Source organism: Streptomyces sp. NPDC051578 (genome assembly GCF_044454045.1).
Taxonomy (GTDB): domain Bacteria; phylum Actinomycetota; class Actinomycetes; order Streptomycetales; family Streptomycetaceae; genus Streptomyces.
In genome coordinates this window covers 529821-550418 of sequence record NZ_JBITDH010000002.1, presented here as the reverse complement: position 1 = coordinate 550418, position 20598 = coordinate 529821, and the positions used below count along the sequence as shown (strand labels likewise).

Genomic DNA, 20598 nt, shown 5'->3' with positions numbered 1-20598 from the left:
GGCTTCTCTGGCGTGCGAAGGGGTAGACCGCCGCACGACCCGGAACTCATCGGCGCACGAGCCCCTTTTCCGGCCGGGCTCCGTCACGGCCGCGGGCTCGCCCCAGAGGGCGCCCGGCCGTGGGGTGCGAGAGCAGTGGTGGCCGACGGCGAGACGGAGGCGGCGGCGCTGTCGGCGTAGAGGATCTCGCCGACGGTGCAGATGACGGCGCGCCGGGGCCTTCTTCGACGCCGCCTGGCCGGGCGTCGCCGTACGGCTCGCCACCGACCCGCCTCTTAAGAGCGACCTGTTGAAGCGCCCGGGGCCGCCCCCGCATCGGTCTCCGGCGCGGTCACCCTCGCACCGGACGGCGACCGCATCATCGCGGACAAGCTGCGTGACAAGACGGTTGCCGGCCAGGACACCGGAAGTATTCGATTGATCACTTCGTTGCGCTGCGGTGTAGAAAGAGATCTCACATGACCGCGCCCGGTCGACACGGCGCACATTCCTTGGGGGGAATCCGACCATGCGTACCCGCACGCGCCACAGAGCGCTGGTAGCCGTGCTCGCCGCCTCCGCCGTGACCGCCCTGGTCCCGGCCACCGCCGCGCCGGCCGCCGCCGCCCCGGCCGCCTGCCGCGGGCCGCTCAGCGGCGACCTCGCAACGATCTACCCCGGCCAGCGTCTGGAGCCGGGAACCCGCCTGGTCGACAAGGTCAGCACGACCGAGCTGGTGATGCAGCCCGACGGCAACCTGGTGCTCTACGCCCTCGGCAAGCCGGGCGGCTACGAACTCCCCCTGTGGAACAGCGGCACCTACGGCAACCCGGGCGCGTACGCCACCATGCAGGACGACGGCAACTTCGTCATCTACCGCCAGGGCGGAAGCCCCCAGACCGGCGGCGGCATCTGGCACACCGCGACCTATGGGGCCGGGACCGGGTCCGTCAAGGCCTCTCTGCTCGGGGGCGAGTTCCTCGTCGAGGGGCGCAGCAACCTGCACTGGTCCACCCGGAGCTCGGAGCGCCAGGCCTGGTTCTGCTCGGAGTACGCGACGGCCGCGGAGGGCTGGTGGACGGGCAACTGGGCCCAGTCCGCCACCGTCTGGCTGGTCCTCCAGCAGGACAACAACCTCGTCATGTACCGCAAGAGCGACGGCAAGGCCATCTGGTACAGCGGAACGTACGGGGGCAACAACCGGGTGACCCTGCAGATGGCCCCCAAGGACCGGGGCGACCTGACCCTGGTCGAGGAGGGCAGCAGCACGGTCCGCTGGCGGACCGGCACGGCGAACAACGACGGTGCGTACGCCCTCCTCCAGGACGACGGCAACTTCGTCGTCTACAAGAAGGACGGCGGCCCCGGCAAGGGCGGCGGCCTCTGGGCCACCGGCACCTACAACAAGATCTGACACACGGGGAACACCCATGAGAAACCAACTGCTCCGCGGAGCGCTCGTATCCCTGCTCGCCGCCTCCGCGGTGACCGTCCTGGTCCCGGGGGTGGCGTCGGCCACCGACCCGAGCCAGTGCATGACCAGCGCCGGGGGCCGCACCGCGGACCTGCGGCCCGGCCAGCGCCTCGAATCCGGCGCGAGCCTCGTCCCGACACCCGGCAAGCCCGAGCTGGTCATGCAGCCCGACGGGAACCTCGTCGTGTACGCGATCGGCAACGGCGGGACCAGGCTTCCGCTGTGGAACAGCGGCACGTACGGCAACCCGGGCGCGTACGCCCTCATGCAGGACGACGGCAACTTCGTCATCTACAAGAAGGACGGCGGCCCTCAGACGGGCGGCGGCATCTGGAACACCGCGACCTACGGGAACCGGGCCAACGACTACGTCGCCGCCTGGATCAGGGACGACGGCGAATTCAGTGTGAGCGGCCGCGGCGAGGATTCGCTCTGGTCCACCTACACCAACCGGTGGCACGTCAGGTTGTGTCCGACCGACCCGTCCTGGGGCCGGGGCTTCTGGGCCGAGTCCGCCACCGTCTGGCTGGTCCTCCAGCGGGACAACAACCTCGTCATGTACCGCAAGAGCGACGGCAAGGCCATCTGGGGCAGCGGCACGTACGGCAACCGGAACGCGCTGTCCCTGGAGATGGGCGACAACGGCGACCTGACCCTTCACGAGAACGGGCAGAACCCCGCGGTGCGCTGGCGCACCGGGACGTCCGGCAGCAGCGGCGCCTACGCCCTCCTCCAGGACGACGGCAACTTCGTCGTCTACAAGAAGGACGGCGGCCCAGGCAAGGGCGGCGCCCTGTGGGCCAGCGGCACGTACAACAAGATCTGATCATCTGACCTGCAACGGGGGATCCTGCCCATGCATCACCGCCTGCTCCGCAGTGCGTTCACGTCCCTGCTCGCCGCCGCGGCCCTGACCGCCCTGCTCCCGGCCTCGGCGCACGCCACCCCTTCCGGGCCGGCCGAGTGCGACCCTCCCTACGACGTCCGCGAAACGGTCCTGAACGCGGGCCAGCGGCTCGGTTCGGGCGAGAAGATAACCAACCCGACCCAGGTGACCGAACTGGTCATGCAGCCCGACGGCAACCTGGTGCTCTACGCCCTCGGCAACCCCGGCGGCTTCAGGCTCCCGCTGTGGAACAGCGGCACCTACGGCAACCCGGGTGCGTACGCCCTCATGCAGGACGACGGCAACTTCGTCATCTACCGCCAGGGCGGAAGCCCGCAGACCGGCGGCGGCGTCTGGAACACCGCGACCTACGGCGACCACACCGAGATGAAGCCCCAGGCGAAGCTGGAGGCGAACGGCAACTTCAAGGTCATAGGCCGCAAGGAAGGCCAGATGGGGTTGCACTGGACGCCGCTGAGGCGCGAGCGGCCCACGAAACTGTGCGCGAACGACACGGTGCACGAGTACCGCTACTGGTTCGACGGCGACTGGGCCCAGAGCAGCAGCGTCTGGCTCGTCCTCCAGGGCGACCACAACCTCGTCATGTACCGCAAGAGCGACGGCAAGGCCATCTGGAACAGCGCCACGTACGGCGTGAATTACTACACGATGGAACTTCGCATGGGCGCCGACGGCGAAATGAGCCTGCGGGACTGGTTCGACGAGAAGAATGTGGCCTGGCGCGCCGGCACCGCCGGCAACCCCGGGGCCTACGCCCTGCTCCAGGACGACGGCAACTTCGTCGTGTACAAGGCGGACGGCGGCCCCGGCAAGGGCGGCGCGCTGTGGGCCAGCGGTACCTACAACAAGGTCTGACCCGCCTGCGCGGCGGATGGCGAGGGGCGGGGTGCGACGCGCACCCCGCCCTTCGGCGTACGTCGTCCACCGCGCGGCTCCCGTACGGCGTGGTGGCGCGGGGGGCGGCGGGCGGCCGCGTCAGGGGACGAGGACGACCTTTCCGGCGACCGTGCCGGACTCGGCCAGGCGCATCGCTTCGGCGGCGCGGGCCAGCGGGATCTCGGCGGCGACCTTGGCGGTGATCTCGCCGCGCTGCAGGGCCGTGAACACCTGGGTGAGGTCGGAGCGCAGGCGCGCCCGGAAGCGGTCCTTCGCGTAGGCGCGTCCGGCCCACACGTTGAAGAAGTAGGCCCGGCGGCCGTTGGGCAGCCAGTTCCACATCCATACGCGGCCCAGGAGCGCGAGCACCGGCCACGCGCCGGAGCCCTCGCCGTCGCGGGTGGCGGCGCTGCCGTACGAGACCAGGGTGCCGCCGGGGGCCAGGAGCCGCCAGGAGTCGGCGACGCCCTCGCCGCCGACGTGGTCGAACACCGCGTCCACGCCGCCGGGCGCGAGTGCCCGTACGCGGGCGGGTACGTCGCCGGAGCGGTAGTCGACGGGGGTCACCCCGAGGGCGCGCAGCGCGTCGTGGTGGCGGGTGGAGGCGGTGCCGATGACCGCGGCGCCGGCGGCGAGCGCCAACTGGACCAGGATCGAGCCGACTCCGCCGTTGGCGCCGTGGACCAGGACGGTCTGGCCCGCCCGGACCCGGGCCTTGCGGTGGAGCATCTGCCAGGCGGTGATGCCGTTGACGACGGCGGTCTCCGCGTCCACCGCGCCGACTCCGTCGGGCACTTCGACCACGTCGGCGGCATCGAGCGTGATGTGGCTCGCCCAGCCGCCGGTCTTCGTCAGGGCGGCCACGCGCTTGCCGAGCAGGCCGGGATCGACGCCTGCGCCGGCGGTCAGCACGGTTCCGACGAGGTCGTATCCGGGGACGAAGGGGAACGGGGGCTGGTCGTAGTAGCGGCCGCGGCGCATCTGCTGTTCGGCGAAGGACACTCCCGTCGCCTCCATCGCGACCAGCACCTGACCCGCGGCCGGCCTCGGGACCGGGCGCCGGTGCAGCTCCAGCCCTTCCGGCTCCACCTTGCCCGGCAGGACGATCTCGATCCGCTCGCTGATGCTCATGACGACCTCCAGTGGTGTTTCTGCTTCTCATGTTCGTTAGAAGATATAACCAGAGTGAGCGGTTGCGGGGCACCTGTCAAGAGAAGAGGCAGCCGCTTATTAAGGGGGCTTGCCGTTGGTGATAGCCTCTAACTATTCTGGTGTCGGGCAGTGGGAGGCAACGGGCATGTCCGCAAGCGCGAAGACCCCTCGCGAGCGGTACCGGGAGCAAGTACGCGAAGAGGTCAAGGAGAAGGCCTGGCAGCAGATCGCCAGCTCCGGCGCCTCGGCGCTCTCCCTCAACGCCATCGCCAAGCAGATGGGCATGAGCGGACCGGCCCTGTACCGGTACTTCGCCAACCGCGACGAGCTGATCACCGAACTCATCCGGGACGCGTACCGCTCGCTCGCCGACGCCTTCGCCGACGCCTCCAGCGGTAGCGAGCGAGCGGGTGGTGGCCCCGATCTCGCCACGCTGGCGCGGGCGCTGCGCCACTGGGCCCTGGAAGACCCGCACCGCTACTTCCTCGTCTACGGCACCCCGGTCCCCGGCTACCACGCGCCACAGGACATCACCGCGATCGCCTCGGAGATGATGTCCGCCCTGCTCGACGCCTGCGCCGCGGCCGGCCCGCGGCCCGACCCCGCCCCTCAGGCCCGCGCCTTCGAGGACCACCTGGCCGGTCACCGGGAATGGGCCGGGGACCACCCGGACGCCCCGACGCCGGACCTCCGCCTGGCCCTGGCGTTCTGGAGCCGCCTGCACGGCGTGCTCTCCCTGGAGTTGGCGGGCCACTTCACCGGCATGGCACTGGATCCCGACCTGCTGTTCGAGTCCGAGCTGGGCAGTCTGACGGCCCGCTGACCGCCCGGTGTCGCGGGCGCCCGCCGGCCACTCGACGGCTGCGCTGCCGGCCGTCGCCGCTCGTCCCGCTGGAGCCGGGATCGGATGCCGGCGGCCCACGGGGCACCATAGGGGCATGAGAACGCGTCCGGTGCTCGTCTACGACGGAGACTGCGGCTTCTGCACGACCTCGGCCAGAGCGGCGCAGCGCTTGCTCCGCCCGGCCTGCGAGTTCACCGCGTGGCAGTTCGCAGACCTGGACTCCCTCGGTGTCCCGCGGGAGCGGGCCGAGTACGAGGCGCTGTGGGTGACCCCCGGCGGCGAGGTGTACGGCGGCGCCCAGGCGGTGGCGAAGCTGCTGCTGCGCGCCGGCGGAGCGTGGGCGGTCCTGGGGGCGCTCCTCACCCTGGCGCCCGTGCGCTGGATCGCCCATGCCGTCTACCGGCTCGTCGCGAACAACCGTGGCCGGCTACCGGGCGGCACTCCGGCCTGCGCCGCGCCCCCACAGCGGCCGGCCTGACGACCACCGAAGATCACACCGGAATCCGCCCGTTCCCGTCCGGCGGCACGGCCGCGTAACCGGCTGCCGCCGGCCGGCCGGTGTCAGGGCTCGGTCGGGAGCCAGCAGCCGTGCAGGCCGAGGGGCACGCGGACCGGGATGCGGACGCGGGCGACCGGACCGGAGGAGGGGTCCTGTGCCGGGATGACGAGGAACCAACTCGACTGGTCGGTGCGGTCGGTGGCGAAGGTCAGCCAGTAGCCGCTCTCGTCGGATTCCCGGCCCGGCTCGGGCGCGTAGACGGGCTCGCCGACGGAGAGGTTCCCGGCCGTCCACACGCGGGCGGCGCCGGTCTCGGTGTCGTACCAGCGGATGGCGTCGTACTCCCCGGGCAGGAGGCCCGCCCGTCCGGTGTCGGTGGCGAGCGCGGCGTGGCGGTGGCGGCGGCCGAGGCGCCGGTCGTCGACCCTCGGGAACTCGACCCGGGAGTCGTCCAGCAGCGTGCGGGCCATGCTGCCCGAGGCCGGATCGATGCGGGCCCGTGCCAGGCCGCCGCTCAGCGGCTGCGCCGCGTCCGAGGCGCTCCCGCCGACGGTCAGCCGGCTCCATTGCACGTAGTCGAGGACAACGGGGGCGTCCTCGGCCTGGTTCTCGTCGTACGCGTTGACGGTGTGCCACATCCAGAAGGCCTCGTCGGCGGCCCACCGCGGCGGCCCGCCGTCCCGCGGGAGCAGCACCACGCGCGTGCCGCGCTCGGGCCGCCAGTCCAGGAAGGAGCCGCCCGCCATGGCCGCGTCGAGGTCGAAGAAGGCCGGGGCGAGGACCAGCACGGCGTAGCGGGCGGTGAGGGCCATGTCGTGGATCATCATCGGCTCGTCCACACCCTCGACCGGCGTGGGGCCCCGGCTGACCGTCCCGTCAGGGGCTATGACCGACCAGGTCAGGTACGGCGGCTCCAGGCCGTAGCAGAAGACGACCATCTCGCCCGTGACCGGGTCGATCTTGGGGTGGGCCGTGATGCCCGCGGGCAGGGCTCCGCCGAAGTCCTCGCGGCCGACGGTCTCCAGGGCGGCGTCCACGCGGAAGGGGCAGGCCGACTCGGCGAGGGCCAGCAAGCGGCCGGCGTGGCGGACGACGTTGATGTCGGGGAGGTCCTTGAAGGTGGCGGCGAGCTCGGGTCCGACCTCACCGGCATCGGGCATGATCATGGATTCAAGTCCGCCCCACAGGGCGCGGCCGGCCCGTTCCTCGGCCTCCATCGCGGGAGTGCGCACGAAACGGTTGCGGTAGCGGGCGCGGCCCGCGGAGAGCCGGACGCCGTGCAGCATGCCGTCGCCGTCGATGGGGTACAGGTACGAGCCGATCGGCGTGAAGCGGGGATTGGGGCCGTTGCGCAGGTACAGGCCGTCCAGAGCGGCCGGCAGCTCGCCCGTCACCTCCAGGTCCGCGATGTCGACCTGCTCGGACACCGGCGCGAACGAACCGAGCAGGTGAGGTACGCGGGTGGGGTCGAAGCGGGGTCGCGTGGTGCTCACGGTACCTCCCCGTGTACTCCCCCGGTGTGGTCGCGTCGGCGCTCGGCCGGCGCTGCGGGCGGCCCGGGCCGTCTACCGGGCAAGGCCGTCTTCCAGTCAAGCGCGTACGGCGGCGTGATGCCAAACAGCCGCCGCGCGGTCCATACGCCGCACGACCTGAGCCCGTTCCCCACAGGACCGGAGATGCGGCGGCGCGCGTGCGCTCGCAGGATGGAAACGAGGGGGGCCGCTGCCCCGTAGGCCCTGGCACCTGCGTGCGCCGGTGAGCCCCGGGCCTGCGTACGAAAGTCATGGAGGCCCGATGGCTGACCCTCGTAGCGACGACCCCCGAAGCAACGACCCCCGTAGTGACGACGCCCGCAGCGACGGTGGGGCTCCCCGCCGCGGCGGTGTCTTCCTCGGATTCGCACCGTGGATCATCTTCGACGTGATCGCCGGTCCCAGCACGTGGAAACTGGCGGCGCTCACCGCACTGGCCGCGTCGCTGGTGCTGAACCTGCCCGATCTGCGGCGGGGCAGCATCAAGCTCCTGGAGGTCACCGGGATCGTGTTCTTCGCCGTCATCTCGGTCCTGGCGCTGGTGCTGGACCGGCACGACCTCATCTGGCTGGAGACGTACGCCCAGACGCTGTCGAGCGCGGTGATCGCGGCCGTGGCACTGGGGTCCTTGGCGTTCACTCCCTTCACCGAACAGTACGCGCGCGAGTCCGTTCCGCGTGAGCACTGGGGCTCGCCGCTGTTCCGCCGGACCAACCGCGTGCTGACGGCCGTGTGGGGCGGCGCGTTCGTGCTCATCGCGGTCGCGGGGCTGGTCGCGGTGACGGCGGGGAGGCACGGGGACTGGTTCAACTGGGTCGTCCCCGCCGTCCTGTTGGTGCTGGCTGTGAAGTTCACCGCGTGGTACCCGGAGCACGTGCGCGCGGGCGCCCGGTCGGCTTGAGGAGCCGGGCCCGATCGGGTCGTGTCAGTCCCACTGCTCGTCGGCGAGGGAGGTGACGGGCTGGGGCTTGCCGATGACGGCCAGGGCGATGAAGAAGTTGATCTGCCCGATGGCGATGGTCAGGGTGGCGAGCGCCTTCTCGTCGTAGTGCCTGGCCACCTCGGCGTACAGCTCGTCGCCGACGCGCTCCTCGCCGTGCGGCGCGGGCTGGAGGGTGGCCTCCACCAGGGCGAGGGCGGCACGTTCGGCGTCGGTGAAGCAGGGGGCGTCCTGCCATGAGGAGACGGCCGTGATGCGCTGCTCCGACTCCCCCGCCTTGCGCAGGAAGGCGGTGTTCAGGATGGTCAGGTAAGTGTTGCGTACGATCTGCCCGGCGCGCAGGTGGACGAGGCTGATCGTGGTCCGCGGCACCGAGCGGTTGCCCGTGGCCCGGAAGAGGGCGGCGCTGATGTCGCTCAGCTCCGGTACGAACTCGCCGGGGTTCGGCATCCGGGAGATCGAGGTGTTCGTCATGGCTGCACTCCTTCGCATGGGCAGCGGCCTGTTCGGCGGCTTCACAGCACTGACGGACCGGCCGGCCGAGATGTGACAGGCAGGGCGGACGGGGTTCCCGGAAGGGACGTTTCTGCGGTGAACGGGCTACGCCGTTGGCGTGAGCGGACCGCCGCGGGGGCCATCTTCGAGAGATGGTCACGTAATGATCAGTTTTGGGTAAAGCGCGGCGGGTCGCCGCCCAGGCCTTCGACGCCTCGCCTTTCAGGAGGAAGCTGACCATGAGTTACGGCAACGCCTTGCGGGAGCAGATCGCCCGGCCCGGCACCACACCCCTGATCGGCGTGTACGACATGTACTCGGCGTCGGTGACGGCCGGGCACTACGACGGGATGTTCGTGTCCGGGTTCGGTTTCGCAGCCTCCTACTACGGGCTGCCCGACATCGGATTCATCGCTTGGCCCGACATGATGGCTTTCGTCCAGCGGCTGCGCGGCGCCTTCCCCCGCCACCACCTCCTCGTCGACATCGACGACGGTTACGTGGATCCGGAAGTGGCGTGCCACGTCGTCGAAGGCCTTGAGCGGACCGGAGCCTCCGGCGTCATCCTGGAGGACCAGAAACGGCCCCGGCGGTGCGGGCACGCCGACGGCAAGCAGGTGCTGCCGCTGGCCGAGTACCTGGAGAAGCTCGAAATGGTCCTCGGCACGCGCAAGGACCTCGTGGTCGTCGCCCGCACCGACGCCACGGAGGAAGCCGACATCATCGAGCGGGCGCGGGCCCTGGCCGCCACCGACGCCGACGTCGTCCTGGTCGACGGCGTCCGCAGCGCCGAGTGGATCGAGCGGATCCGCGGTGTCGTCGGCGGCAAGCCGCTGATGTTCAACCAGATCGCAGGCGGCAAGTCCCCGCGGCTGTCGCTCGGCGAGCTGGACGAACTGGGCGTCGACGTCGCGATCTACAGCACTCCCTGCCTGTTCGCCGCGCACCGGGCGATGGACACCGCGCTCACCGAACTCCGCCTGGCCGACGGGCGCCTGCCCGGCGCCGAGGACGGCGGGGCGATCGGCGTCGCGGAGTCCACCAGACTGCTGGCGGGGAACATCACCCGCCACCACGCCGTACCGGCGGCGCGCGACAGCACGGACGTCGGCGTGTGACCTGCGCGCGGCACGAGTACGCCCGCCGGCGGCGCCCTGCGCGACCGGCCGGCGGGGGGCGGTCTCTACCATGGGGGGGTTCGGCGGACGCGCTTCACACGGAGGAAGCTGAGGGTGTTCTCGGTGGTCGTCAGGCAGGACGCGCGGGGCGTGGTGTTCGCGCTGCGCGGCGAGCTCGACTTCGAAAGCGTGGTGCAACTGCACGAGGCGGGCGAGGAGGAGCTGAACAGGGGGAAGGGAGCGGTCCCTGTCGTGGCGGACTGCTCCGACCTTCGGTTCTGTGACTCGTCCGGTGTCGGCGCCCTGGTGCGGTTCTTCCAGCAGCTCTCCGGACAGGGCCGGGTGCTGCGGCTGGCGAGCGTGCCGGATTCGGTGGCCCGCCTCTTCTCGCTGACGGGACTGGACCAGGTCTTCTCCGTCCACGCGGACGTGTCCGAGGCCCTGCTCGCGGGCACGGGCGGCCGTGACATCGTTGCTGCGGGGGCTGACGTTCCGGTACGGCCGAGTGAGGGGCAGGGCACATGACGCGTGTACCGGGGGAGAAAGCGGTGCGGTCCGCCGAGGCGTCGTCAGGGGTGCGGGCGAACGGCCAGGGCCGGTCGGAGGACGACCTGCGGGCCCTGTTCGGGCAGTCGACGGCCGTGTTCGCCTCCCTCGCCGGGCCGGCGCACATGCTGGAGGCGGCGAACGCGGCGTTCTTCACCGCGATCGGCGGCGGCGAGCGCACCCGCACCGGCGTGCCCCTCGGGCAGTTGCTGCCCGAACTCGTCGGCCAGGGCTTCCTCGCCCTCCTCGACCAGGTCTACCGCACCGGCAAGCCCTACATCGGCCGGGATGCCCGGGTGGTGCTGGGTGAGGGAGCGGGCGCACGGGAGGCGTTCTTCGACTTCACCTACGAGCCCCGCCTGGACGCCGGCGGCAACACCATGGGCGTACGGGTGATCGGGGTGGAGACCACCCAGGTCAAGCACGCCCAACGGCTGACGGCCGAACACCGCGCCCTGCTGGAGCAGATCGCCCGCCAAGCGCCCCTGCCCGAGGTCCTCGACGGCATGGCCCGCGTCATCGAGGACCTGTCGCCCGAGGAGGTGCTGGTCTCCGTCCTGCTGGCCGACGCCGACGGCAAGCACCTGCGGCACGGCGCGGCGCCCAGCCTGCCCGACTTCTACAACGAGGCCATCGACGGCATCGCCACCGGGGAAGGCGTCGGCTCCTGCGGCACGGCCGCGCACCGCCGCCGGCCTGTGGTCGTCACCGACATCGCCACGGACGCCTTCTGGGAGGACTTCCGGGACCTGGCCGAGAAGGCGGGACTCGCCGCCTGCTGGTCCACGCCGATACTCGCCCGCGACGGCTCGCTGCTGGGCACCTTCGCCATGTACCACCGCACTCCCCGCGCGCCGCAGGAGGCCGACCTCGCCCTGGCCCGTGTCTTCGCCGACACGGTGGCCCTGGCCGTCGAACGCCAGCAGGCCGAACAGGCGCGCCGGGCCGCCGAGGCCCGGGAGAAGGCGGCCCGCGCCGACCTCTCCTTCCTCCTGAAGGCCAGTACCGCCCTGACCAGCGACCTGGACGCCACCCAGACCCTCCAGCGCCTGGCCGCGTTCTGCACCCCGCAGTTGGCGCCCCTGTGCGCGGTCGATGTCGTCGAGGGCGGCCGGTTGCACCGTATCGCCGTCGCCGCGCCCACACCGGCTCAGCGGGATCTGCTGGCCTCACACGTTCCCGTACACGACGCCGCCGACCACACCGTCGCCCGCGTCCTGGCCTCCGGTATGCGGGAGGTCGCGCGCCGCACGCCCACCGGGCCCGGACCCTGGCGGGACCTGGGCGTCACCGGTTACGTGTGCATTCCCCTCATGGACCGGGACAGCGCGTTCGGCACGTTGACGCTGCTGTCCACGGACGAGCACCCCTTCGACGGCCACACCGTCGCCCTGGCCGAGGAACTCGCCCGGCGCGCCGCGCTGGCCGCCCGCAACGCCCGCCAGTACACCCACCGCGTCACTCTCGCCCGCGACCTGCAAGCCGGACTGCTCCTGCCCGAGCTGCCGGACGTACCCGGCGCGGACGTCGCCACCTACTACCACCCCGCCGGTGAGGGCCTGGACATAGGGGGCGACTTCTACGACGTCTTCCCCTTGGACGACGGCAGCTGGGCGTTCATGCTCGGCGACGTCTGCGGGCGCGGCGCCATCGCCGCCACGACCACCGCCCTGGTGCGCCACACCGCCCGGGCCGTCGCCCCCCTGCTGCCCGGCCCGGACACCGTCGTCGAGGCCGTCAACCGGGCCCTGCTGAACCGGCCGGAGGGCCACGGGACCGGTTTCGTCACCCTCGTCTACGGTCAGCTCACGCCCACCCCGGACGGGCTGGACGTCGGCCTGGTCCGCGCCGGACACACCCACCCCCTCGTCCTCGCCCCCGACGGAAACACGCACACCGTGGAGGCGCCCGGCGCGCTCCTCGGGATCACCGCGGACCCGGCCGTGACCGTCCACCGCCTGTGCCTGCGCCCGGGGGAAAGCCTGCTGCTCTACACGGACGGCATCACCGAGGCCCGCGACGGCTCCGGCGAGCAGTTCGGCGAGCATCGCCTCGCGGCCGCCCTGACCGGCGCATCGCACCGCCCCGCCGCGCAGGGCGTCATCGACGCCCTCACCCGGGCCGTGCAGGCCTTCACCGGGGGCCACGACATCGACGACGACCAGGCCGTCCTCGTCCTGACCGCCACCTGACCCGGCCGCCTCCCGGGTCGACGGGGGGTCCCGAACGCCGACGGGGCGGCGTACCGACGGGGTACCGGGTACGCCGCCTCGGGCGGGACGGGCCGGGAAGGTGAACCCTCCTGTCACGGGGTTACTTCGGGTCGTCGTTGAACTTCGAGGTCGACCAGCGGTAGCCGAGCGCCGCCAGACCGACGGACCAGGCGACCGCGAGCCACCCGTTGTAGCCGATCTCGGTGCCGAGCAGCAGGCCGCGCAGGGTTTCGATGGCGGGAGTGAAGGGCTGGTACTGGGCGATCGGCTGGAACCAGCCCGGCATCGCGTCGATCGGGGTGAACGCGCTGGAGATGAGGGGCAGCAGGATCAGCGGCATCGCGCTGTTGCTGGCCGCCTCGGCGTTCGGGCTGGCCATGCCCATCCCGACCGCGATCCAGGTGAGCGCCAGGGCGAAGAGGGCGAGCAGCCCGATCGCCGCCAGCCACTCCAGGGCGGTCGCGTCCGTGGACCGGAAGCCGATGGCCACGGCGACGGCGCCGACGAGGACGACGCTGGCGACCGACTGCAGGACGCTGCCGACGACGTGCCCGACGAGTACGGAGCCGCGGTGGATCGCCATGGTGCGGAAGCGGGCGATGATGCCCTCGGACATGTCGGTGGCGACGGACACCGCGGCGCCGATGACGGTGCTGCCGATGGTCATCAGCAGGATGCCGGGGACGACGTAGGCGATGTAGGCGGAGCGGTCCGCGCCGCCGCCGATGCCCGCGCTCATCGTGTCGCCGAAGATGTAGACGAAGAGCAGCAGCAGCATGACCGGCGTGAGCAGCAGGTTGAGGGTGAGGCTGGGGTAGCGGCGCGCGTGCAGGAGGTTGCGGCGCAGCATCGTGGCGGAGTCGCGCGCGGCGAGGGAGAGGGAGCTCATCGGACGTTCTCCTTGGGCTGGTTGTTCTGCGCGGGGACGGTGGAGCCGGTCAGGGCGAAGAAGACGTCGTCGAGGTCGGGGGTGTGCACGGTCAGTTCGTCGGCCTCGATGCCGGCCGAGTCCAGCCAGTCGAGGATGGAGCGCAGCTCGCGCTGGCTGCCGTCACTCGGGATCTGCAGGGCGAGGGCTTCGTCGTCCCGGGAGGCCTCGCGCAGGGCGGAGGCGGCGCTCTGGTAGGCGGAGGGGTCGGAGAAGCGGAGCCGGACGTGGCCTCCGGGGATCAGCCGCTTGAGCTGTTCGGCGGTGCCCTCGGCGGCGATCCTGCCGTCGTTGAGCACGGCGATGCGGTCGGCGAGCTGGTCGGCCTCCTCCAGGTACTGCGTGGTGAGGAAGACGGTGACCCCGGTGGTGACGAGTTCGCGGATGATCTGCCACATGGTGTGCCGGCTGCGCGGGTCGAGGCCGGTGGTGGGCTCGTCGAGGAAGATGATCCGTGGGTCGCCGACCAGGGTCATGGCGATGTCGAGGCGGCGCTTCATGCCGCCGGAGTAGGTGGAGGCGGGTTTCTTCGCCGCCTCGGTGAGGTCGAAGCGTTCGAGGAGTTCGGCGGCGACGCGTCGCCCCTCGGTCTTGGAGAGGTGGTGGAGGGCGGCCATGAGGAGCATGTTCTCCTCGCCCGTGATCAGGCCGTCGACGGCGGAGAACTGTCCGGTGACGCCGATCGCGGCGCGGATGGACTGCGCGTCGGTGGCGAGGTCGTGGCCGGCGACGCGGATCTCGCCGGATCCTGGGCCGGCCGAGATCAGGGTGGAGAGGATCTTGACGGCGGTGGTCTTGCCTGCGCCGTTGGGACCGAGCAGGGAGAAGACCGTTCCTTCCGGGACTGCCAGGTCGATGCCGTCGAGGACGGTCTTGTCGCCGTAGGACTTGCGCAGCCCGTTCGCCGCGATGGCCAAGCCGGTCATGGGGAGTGCTCCTTCTTGAAGCTGCGGTCGGGGGTCGCGGGTCAGAGGCTGCGGGCGGTGATGTCGCCCTGGGAGGTGGTCGCCCGGATGTCGAGTTCGGCGGCGCCGTCGTTCCTGAGGTGGTTGCTGATGCGGCCGTAGGAGGTGCCGGCGTCCAGGGAGGCCGGGACGCCGGTGGCGGCGGTGACGGTGATGTCGCCCTGGTGGGTGCTGAGCACGACCTTGCCGCGTACGGCTTCGGCGATCCGGATGTCGCCCCTCGCGGTGCTGATCTCCGCGGGTCCGCCCAGCCGGCCGACCTCGACGTCGCCGTCGATCGCGGTGAGACGCAGGCTCGCGGCCTCATCGATCTTGATCTGGTGGTACGCGCCCTCGAAGGCGATGTCGCCGAGGCGGCCGACGGCCCGGAACTCGGTGCCGGCCGCCTTGCCCTCGACACGGGAACCGGCGGGCAGCTGGACGGTCACCTCGATGGCTCCGGAGGGGCCGAAGTACTGGTTCTTCACCGGGACCGCGATGCGCAGGACCCCGTCGGCGTACTCGACCGCGGTGTCCTGCGCCGCCTTCACGTCGCGGCTCTTCGAGGCGTTCCGGGGCCGGACCTCGACGGCGGTGTCGGTGCGGTCGGCGGCGATGATCTGCACCCGCCCGGCGGGGACGTCGAGGACGGCGGTGATGGCGGCGGGGGTGTCGTACTTCTGCATCGTTCTCTCCTGCGGCTCACTGTTTCCGATGAAGGAAAAGCTACGTTGCATTTATCGAAGCTTCAATGTGTTCGTTGCGTTAAATCGCTGTTATTGCAGGTGAGTGCCGGGATTTCGTTGCAACGGATCTCAAGGTAAATGCAACATGGAGCTGCGGTGCGTTGCAATGATTGAAGCTGAACGCTATGCTGGCGACGCCCGAACCGAACGAAGGAGATCCCGATGCCGGGAGGCAGGCTCACCCAGCAGGAACGCCAGCAGATCGGGCTGGGGCTGGCCGACGGCCTCGCCTACGCCGAGATCGCCAGACGTCTCGACCGCCCGACCTCGACGGTCACGCGCGAGGTGATGCGCAACGGCGGCCCCACCGCCTACCGCCCCGACCTGGCCCACCGCGCCACCGAGCGCCGCGCCCACCGGCGGAAGTCCGCCCCGCCCCGCGGAGCCGAGCAGGCCGCCCTGCCGCACGGACGCGACCCCGAGGCCCTGGCCGCGTACGAGGAGCAGTTCACCGCCGTCATGATGCAGTCGGGTCTGTCCAACAAGATGATGGCTCGGGTGATGGTCTGCCTCCTCACCACCGATTCCGGCAGCATGACCGCCGCCGAACTCGTCCAGCGCCTCCAGGTCAGCCCGGCGTCCATCTCCAAGTCGATCGCCTTCCTGGAGGGCCAGGCCCTCGTCCGCCGGGAACGCGACGAGCGGCGCCGGGAGCGCTACGTGATCGACGAGAACCTCTGGTACCACTCGATGGAGGCCAGCGTCCGCGCCCTCACCCAGCAGGTCGAGATCTCGCGGCAGGGCGTCGGCATCCTCGGCCCCGGCACCCCGGCCGCCGTCCGCCTGGAGAACGTCGCCCGGTTCCTCGACTTCGTCGCCGAAAGCCTCGCGCGCGCCGCGGAGCAGGCCCGCGACGTGCTCTACTCGAAGGCCGAAGCGTCCTCCGACGGCGCTTGACCGACCGTGTTGTCCGTTGTCCGCGCGGGACGTCCGTCCTACCCTCGCGGGCATGCCGTACGAGAGGGAAGTACCGCCGCCCGCCGTTGTGTTGCGGGCGGCCTACGGCGCGTTCGACGCCGTCGTCAAGACCATCACGGACGAGCGGTCATGGCTGCCGACCGGCTGTGTCGGCTGGTCGGTCCGCGACCTCGTCTTCCACTGCGTGTCCGACGCCCAGCGCGGCCTGGTCGCGCTGCACACGCCCGTCGAAAGGCCGCCGGACCGTGACGCGGTGACGTACTGGGAGGACTGGCGTCCGGAACCCGTGGGCGCGGCCAACGGCCGGAGGTTCAACCGGGTCGTCGCCAGCATGTTCCTGCGCGTCGACCAGCTGTGCGAGCTGTATTCGGACACCGCGGCCGCCATGGTGAACGCCGCGGCCGGCGCCGCGGCCGACCAGCCGGTCGCCACTCAGGGCCACGTCCTGCTCGCCGGCGATCTGATCCGCACGCTGGCCGTCGAGGCGACCGTCCACCACCTCGACCTCGTCGCGTCCCTCGCCGACGCACCGGGCCCCTCGGCCGAAGGGCTCGGCGAGGTGCGCCGGACACTGGACGGGCTTCTCGGCCGGCCGGTGCCGGTGGCGTGGGACGACGCGCAGTACGCGCGCGCGGCGACCGGGCGCGCGCCGCTGTCCGATGCCGACAGGGCCCGCCTCGGTGCGGACGCCGGCCGCTTCCCGCTGTTCGCGTGACCGGTGGGCGGTGAGCGGTCACCGGCGGCTGGCGGGCGGTGGCCGGTGGGGGTTCGCATGACCCGTGGCCGACGGGGCGGCGCAGGGGGTGCACAATCGTTTACCCTGGGGGTGAACAGTTGTGCACCCGGCTGTGTCCGTTCTCGTCCCGGTCTGGAGCAGCATGGACCCCGCGATACCCGAAGCCGGCCCGCGCCCCCGGGCCGTCGTACCCGTACTCGCCTTCTGCGGCGTGGTCGTCGCCGTCATGCAGACCCTCGTGGTCCCGCTGCTGCCGCACGTCCCCCGCCTGACGGGGGCGAGCCCCGGGGCCGCGGGCTGGCTGGTCACCATCACCCTGCTCACCGGCGCGGTCTTCACGCCGGTGCTCGGCCGCGTTGGTGACATGTACGGGAAGCGGCGCGTGCTGCTCGCCTCGCTGGGCGTGCTGACCGTCGGCTCCGTACTCTGCGCGGTCAGCTCCGACATCGGCGTGCTGATCACCGGGCGGGCCCTCCAGGGCGCGGCCCTCGCGGTGATCCCCCTCGGCATCAGCATCATCCGCGACGAGCTCCCCGCGGACCGCGTACTGTCCTCGATCGCCCTCATGAGCTCGACGCTCGGCATCGGTGCGGCGATAGGTCTGCCGGTGGCCGCGGTGGTCATGGAGAACTTCGACTGGCACACCATGTTCTGGGCGTCGGCCGCCCTCGGCGTGCTCGACCTGCTCCTGGTGCTGTGGATCGTCCCGGAGTCCGCGGTGCGCTCCCGAGGACGCTTCGACGTGCTGGGGACCCTGGGGCTCAGCGGTTTCCTCGTCGGGCTGCTGCTCGCCATCACCCAGGGCGCCGACTGGGGCTGGTCCTCCCCGCGCACGCTGGGCCTGCTGGGGGCCTCGGTGGCCGTGGGCCTGCTCTGGGCACGGTTCGAACTGCGCGTGCCCTCCCCCATGGTGGACCTGCGGGTCTCTGCCCGGCCCGCCGTCCTGCTCACCAACGTCGCGGCCCTGCTGATCGGCTTCGCCTTCTACGCCAACTCCCTGGTCACCGGCCAGATGGTGCAGGAGCCCACGAGCACGGGATACGGGCTCGGCGCCTCCATCGTGGTGAGCGGACTGTGCCTGCTGCCCGGCGGCGTGGCCATGGTCGCCCTCTCCCCCGTCTCGGCGCGGATCTCCGCCGCCTACGGACCCCGGACCGCGCTCGCGCTCGCCGCCGTCGTCATGGCCGTCGGCTACGTGGTCCGCTTCTTCACCAGTCACAGCCTCTGGCTGATCGTGGCCGGGGCCACCGTGGTCGCCTCCGGCACCGCGATCGCGTACTCGGCGCTTCCCGCGCTGGTCATGCGGGCCGTGCCGGTGAGCGAGACGGCGGCGGCCAACGGACTGAACACGCTGATGCGTTCCGTCGGACAGGCCTGCTGCAGCGCGGTCGTCGCCGCCGTGCTGGCCCATGTGACGTTCGTGGCGGGCGGACACACCGCCCCGACCCTGCACGCCTACCTCCTGATCTTCCTGATCGCCGGCGGAGCGGCGCTCGCGGCGCTCTGCGCCACGCTGTGCCTGCCGTCGGACCGGCCCGGACGCGGTGCGCCGCGCGGGCGCGCCGCCAAGGGCGGTACGGTCACGGTGTCAGCGTCCGTGACCGCCGCCCAGGAGAGCGCATGACCAGCACCGACGGACCTGTCGCCGCCCCCGCCGGTGCGGAGGCGGGCGCCGAGACCGGACGCGAGGCCATCGTGCGGGCCGCGCGGCGGGCGTTCACGCTGCGGCCCTACGCCGAGGTCACCATGCGCGGTATCGCCGCCGCCGCCGGAGTGAGCCCGTCGCTGATCGTGAAGCGGTTCGGCAGCAAGGAAGCCCTGTTCAACACGGTCGTCGACTTCGGGGCGGCCGCCGACGAACTCTTCTCCGCCCCGCCGTCCGTGCTGGGTCGGCACCTGGTCCTGACCATGGTCGAGCTGCGCGCGCGGTTGCGGGGGGACCCGCTCCTGCGGGTGGTGTTCTCCCTCGGCATCGAGGACGAGCGCACCCTGCTCCGCGCGCGGTTCCGCGAGCAGGTCACCGACCGGCTGGCCGCGGCCCTGACCGGCCCCGACGCCCAGCTGCGGGCCGAGCTCATCGCGGGGCAGCTGCTGGGCCTGGGCGCCACCTTGAGCCTGCACCGGCCGGACGGCGCCGGCGCCCACGCCACCGCCGAACGGCTGGCGGACCTCTACGCGCCCGGTCTCCAGCGGCTCATCGACGGCTCCTGACCAGGGGGCGGTACCCACAGCCGGTCCCGGCGCATGAAATCGGCGCATGAAATCGGCGCGTCGAAGCATGCGCGTGGGATGGAATGCGTGATGTACGAGGAACGGTTGGGCCGGTCGGAGAGCGTGGAGTGCGGCCTGGAGGACGAGGCCTGCCGGCTGGTGCTGAAGCGGCTGCGCGGGCTGGGTGAGGGCGAGTTCGGCTGGGTGCGCCTGGTCGATCCGGCCGAGGAGGAACTGGTCGGGCTGGCCGGGGAGTTGGGCCTGCATCCCCTCGCGGTGGAGGACGCGGTCCAAGGAAGGCAGCGCCCGAAGCGCGAGCGTTTCGGCGACGTGCTGGCCGTCGCCCTCAAGACACTCTGGTACGTCGAAGCGGACAGGGCGGTGGAGACGGGGCAGCTGATGGTCTTCGTCGGCCCACGGTACGTGCTGACCGTGCGCCACGGGCCGGTCGACCCGGCCGCCGAGGCCGCCCGGCGGCTCGAAGCGGACCCGGGCATGCTGCGCTTCGGCCCGCTGTCCGTCCTGCACGCCGTGCTCGACGTGGTCGTGGACGCCTACAGCGACAGCGCGGACAAGGTGCGGGCAGCCCTCACCGAGCTGGAGGACCGCGTCTTCTCCACCTCCCGCGTCGACCACACCGAGGCGATCTACTCCCTGAAACGGGAGGTGCGGGAGTTCCGTGACGCGGTGCAGCCCCTCGTCCCCGTACTGCACGGGCTCCCGGCCGGCCCCGGACAGGACGGCCCGGATCATCCGCCGAAGGTGCTGCCGTACTTCCGCGACGTCGCGGATCATCTGAGCCGCGCCGACACCGAGGTCCGGTCCCTGGACGAGCTGCTGAACTCGGTGCTGGACGCGCAACAGGCGCGGGTGGGCACCTGGCAGAACGACGACATGCGCCGCATCTCGGCCTGGGCGGCCATCTTCGCCGTCCCCACGATGGTCGCCGGGGTCTACGGGATGAACTTCCAGCACATGCCCGAACTCGGCTGGAGCTACGGCTATCCGCTCGCCCTCGGACTCATGGCGCTGGCCTCGGGGCTCCTCTACCGCGCCTTCCGCCGCAACGGCTGGCTCTAAGCCATAGCCCGGCCGAGCCGCCGGGGCCGCCCGGCGACGGGTATGGCAAATGCGGCCGGGTTCCCTGCCGAGGTGTGCGGCACGCCGAACCGGGTCATTCTGGCGGAAAGCGGGTGTGCGGCGCCCGGGAGGCCCGGGCGGCACCTCGCGGCCGGGAGGCGACGCATGAACCTGGACCAGTCGCAGCGGGCCTGGGCCGTGATCGTCGGCGTCGTGGCCGTCATCCTCGCCGACCTCCTGGCAATCATCCTGATGAACACAGTCGGACGGTGACCCGTCCGCCGGTCACTCGGTGCGGGACCGGTGACACCGACGCTATCCGGTCAGCCTGAGTGGACGTCCGATGAACCGCGCGCGGCCAACGGCAGGTCAAAGGGCCGCGTACGGGGCGCCGGACGGCGTGTCACCCTGCGTTCTAGCACGCTCACCCAGGGCACACACCGCCCCTGAGCTGCCTGAA

At 71.6% G+C, this 20598-nt stretch carries 20 protein-coding genes and 1 pseudogene; 15 read left to right on the top strand and 6 right to left on the bottom strand.

The window, feature by feature from the left end:
* Positions 1-211 precede the first annotated feature (211 nt).
* The 4 genes and pseudogenes from ACIA6C_RS13550 to ACIA6C_RS13535 form a co-directional block, all read left to right on the top strand.
* Positions 212-408, top strand: a pseudogene (locus ACIA6C_RS13550) (DUF5937 family protein); the annotation flags it as partial.
* Between the two features lie 100 nt (positions 409-508).
* Positions 509-1393 (top strand): hypothetical protein, encoded by an 885-nt coding sequence (locus ACIA6C_RS13545; protein ID WP_399275357.1) that lies wholly within the window; start codon positions 509-511, stop codon positions 1391-1393.
* Positions 1394-1409: 16 nt separating this feature from the next.
* Positions 1410-2279 (top strand): hypothetical protein, encoded by an 870-nt coding sequence (locus ACIA6C_RS13540; RefSeq protein WP_399275356.1) that lies wholly within the window; start codon positions 1410-1412, stop codon positions 2277-2279.
* 30 nt (positions 2280-2309) lie between these two features.
* The gene (locus ACIA6C_RS13535) at positions 2310-3215 is read left to right on the top strand and encodes a hypothetical protein (protein WP_399275354.1); all 906 of its coding nucleotides are present in this window, start codon (positions 2310-2312) and stop codon (positions 3213-3215) included.
* 120 nt (positions 3216-3335) lie between these two features.
* Here the strand turns inward: ACIA6C_RS13535 and ACIA6C_RS13530 are convergent, their stop codons facing one another.
* On the bottom strand, positions 3336-4367 hold the full coding sequence (locus ACIA6C_RS13530) for a medium chain dehydrogenase/reductase family protein (protein ID WP_399275352.1): 1032 nt from the start codon (positions 4365-4367) through the stop codon (positions 3336-3338).
* 166 nt (positions 4368-4533) lie between these two features.
* Here ACIA6C_RS13530 and ACIA6C_RS13525 point away from each other — a divergent pair, with 166 nt between their 5' ends.
* Together ACIA6C_RS13525 and ACIA6C_RS13520 are read left to right on the top strand one after the other, a co-directional pair.
* Complete coding sequence (locus tag ACIA6C_RS13525) at positions 4534-5211, top strand: TetR/AcrR family transcriptional regulator (protein WP_399275350.1); 678 nt, start codon at positions 4534-4536, stop codon at positions 5209-5211.
* 115 nt (positions 5212-5326) lie between these two features.
* Complete coding sequence (locus ACIA6C_RS13520) at positions 5327-5710, top strand: thiol-disulfide oxidoreductase DCC family protein (protein WP_399275348.1); 384 nt, start codon at positions 5327-5329, stop codon at positions 5708-5710.
* An 83-nt stretch (positions 5711-5793) separates the two neighbouring features.
* Here the strand turns inward: ACIA6C_RS13520 and ACIA6C_RS13515 are convergent, their stop codons facing one another.
* On the bottom strand, positions 5794-7224 hold the full coding sequence (locus ACIA6C_RS13515) for a carotenoid oxygenase family protein (protein ID WP_399275346.1): 1431 nt from the start codon (positions 7222-7224) through the stop codon (positions 5794-5796).
* Between the two features lie 301 nt (positions 7225-7525).
* Between ACIA6C_RS13515 and ACIA6C_RS13510 the strand changes: the two genes are divergently transcribed.
* Positions 7526-8164, top strand: a complete 639-nt coding sequence (locus ACIA6C_RS13510) for a hypothetical protein (protein WP_399275344.1) — start codon at positions 7526-7528, stop codon at positions 8162-8164.
* Between the two features lie 24 nt (positions 8165-8188).
* On the opposite strand, the gene ACIA6C_RS13505 is transcribed toward ACIA6C_RS13510, so the two are convergent.
* On the bottom strand, positions 8189-8677 hold the full coding sequence (locus ACIA6C_RS13505; protein ID WP_366080561.1) for a carboxymuconolactone decarboxylase family protein: 489 nt from the start codon (positions 8675-8677) through the stop codon (positions 8189-8191).
* 260 nt (positions 8678-8937) lie between these two features.
* Between ACIA6C_RS13505 and ACIA6C_RS13500 the strand changes: the two genes are divergently transcribed.
* From ACIA6C_RS13500 to ACIA6C_RS13490, 3 genes are all read left to right on the top strand, one after another.
* Complete coding sequence (locus ACIA6C_RS13500) at positions 8938-9816, top strand: oxaloacetate decarboxylase (protein ID WP_399275342.1); 879 nt, start codon at positions 8938-8940, stop codon at positions 9814-9816.
* 123 nt (positions 9817-9939) lie between these two features.
* Complete coding sequence (locus ACIA6C_RS13495) at positions 9940-10341, top strand: STAS domain-containing protein (RefSeq protein WP_399275340.1); 402 nt, start codon at positions 9940-9942, stop codon at positions 10339-10341.
* Entirely contained in the window at positions 10338-12554 is a 2217-nt protein-coding gene (locus ACIA6C_RS13490) for a SpoIIE family protein phosphatase (protein ID WP_399275338.1), read from the top strand. The genes ACIA6C_RS13495 and ACIA6C_RS13490 overlap by 4 nt, the downstream gene beginning before the upstream one ends.
* 121 nt (positions 12555-12675) lie before the next feature.
* On the opposite strand, the gene ACIA6C_RS13485 is transcribed toward ACIA6C_RS13490, so the two are convergent.
* The 3 genes from ACIA6C_RS13485 to ACIA6C_RS13475 are packed head-to-tail and all read right to left on the bottom strand — an operon-like array spanning position 12676 to position 15133.
* Positions 12676-13464, bottom strand: coding sequence for an ABC transporter permease (locus tag ACIA6C_RS13485; protein WP_399275336.1), 789 nt, complete (start codon positions 13462-13464; stop codon positions 12676-12678).
* Complete coding sequence (locus tag ACIA6C_RS13480) at positions 13461-14429, bottom strand: ATP-binding cassette domain-containing protein (protein ID WP_399275334.1); 969 nt, start codon at positions 14427-14429, stop codon at positions 13461-13463. Before ACIA6C_RS13480 ends, ACIA6C_RS13485 begins: the two co-directional genes overlap by 4 nt.
* A 41-nt stretch (positions 14430-14470) precedes the next feature.
* Positions 14471-15133, bottom strand: a complete 663-nt coding sequence (locus ACIA6C_RS13475) for a DUF4097 family beta strand repeat-containing protein (RefSeq protein WP_399275332.1) — start codon at positions 15131-15133, stop codon at positions 14471-14473.
* Between the two features lie 222 nt (positions 15134-15355).
* Between ACIA6C_RS13475 and ACIA6C_RS13470 the strand changes: the two genes are divergently transcribed.
* The 5 genes from ACIA6C_RS13470 (at position 15356) to ACIA6C_RS13450 (ending at position 20138) form a co-directional block, all read left to right on the top strand.
* Positions 15356-16090 (top strand): helix-turn-helix domain-containing protein, encoded by a 735-nt coding sequence (locus ACIA6C_RS13470; protein WP_399275330.1) that lies wholly within the window; start codon positions 15356-15358, stop codon positions 16088-16090.
* A 52-nt stretch (positions 16091-16142) separates the two neighbouring features.
* Positions 16143-16826, top strand: coding sequence for a maleylpyruvate isomerase N-terminal domain-containing protein (locus ACIA6C_RS13465; protein WP_399275328.1), 684 nt, complete (start codon positions 16143-16145; stop codon positions 16824-16826).
* 163 nt (positions 16827-16989) lie between these two features.
* Entirely contained in the window at positions 16990-18471 is a 1482-nt protein-coding gene (locus ACIA6C_RS13460) for an MFS transporter (RefSeq protein ID WP_399275326.1), read from the top strand.
* Positions 18468-19058: a TetR family transcriptional regulator gene (locus tag ACIA6C_RS13455; RefSeq protein ID WP_399275324.1), complete on the top strand. Its 591-nt coding sequence runs from the start codon at positions 18468-18470 to the stop codon at positions 19056-19058. Before ACIA6C_RS13460 ends, ACIA6C_RS13455 begins: the two co-directional genes overlap by 4 nt.
* A gap of 90 nt (positions 19059-19148) precedes the next feature.
* The gene (locus ACIA6C_RS13450; RefSeq protein ID WP_399275322.1) at positions 19149-20138 is read left to right on the top strand and encodes a magnesium and cobalt transport protein CorA; all 990 of its coding nucleotides are present in this window, start codon (positions 19149-19151) and stop codon (positions 20136-20138) included.
* Positions 20139-20598: the final 460 nt, after the last annotated feature.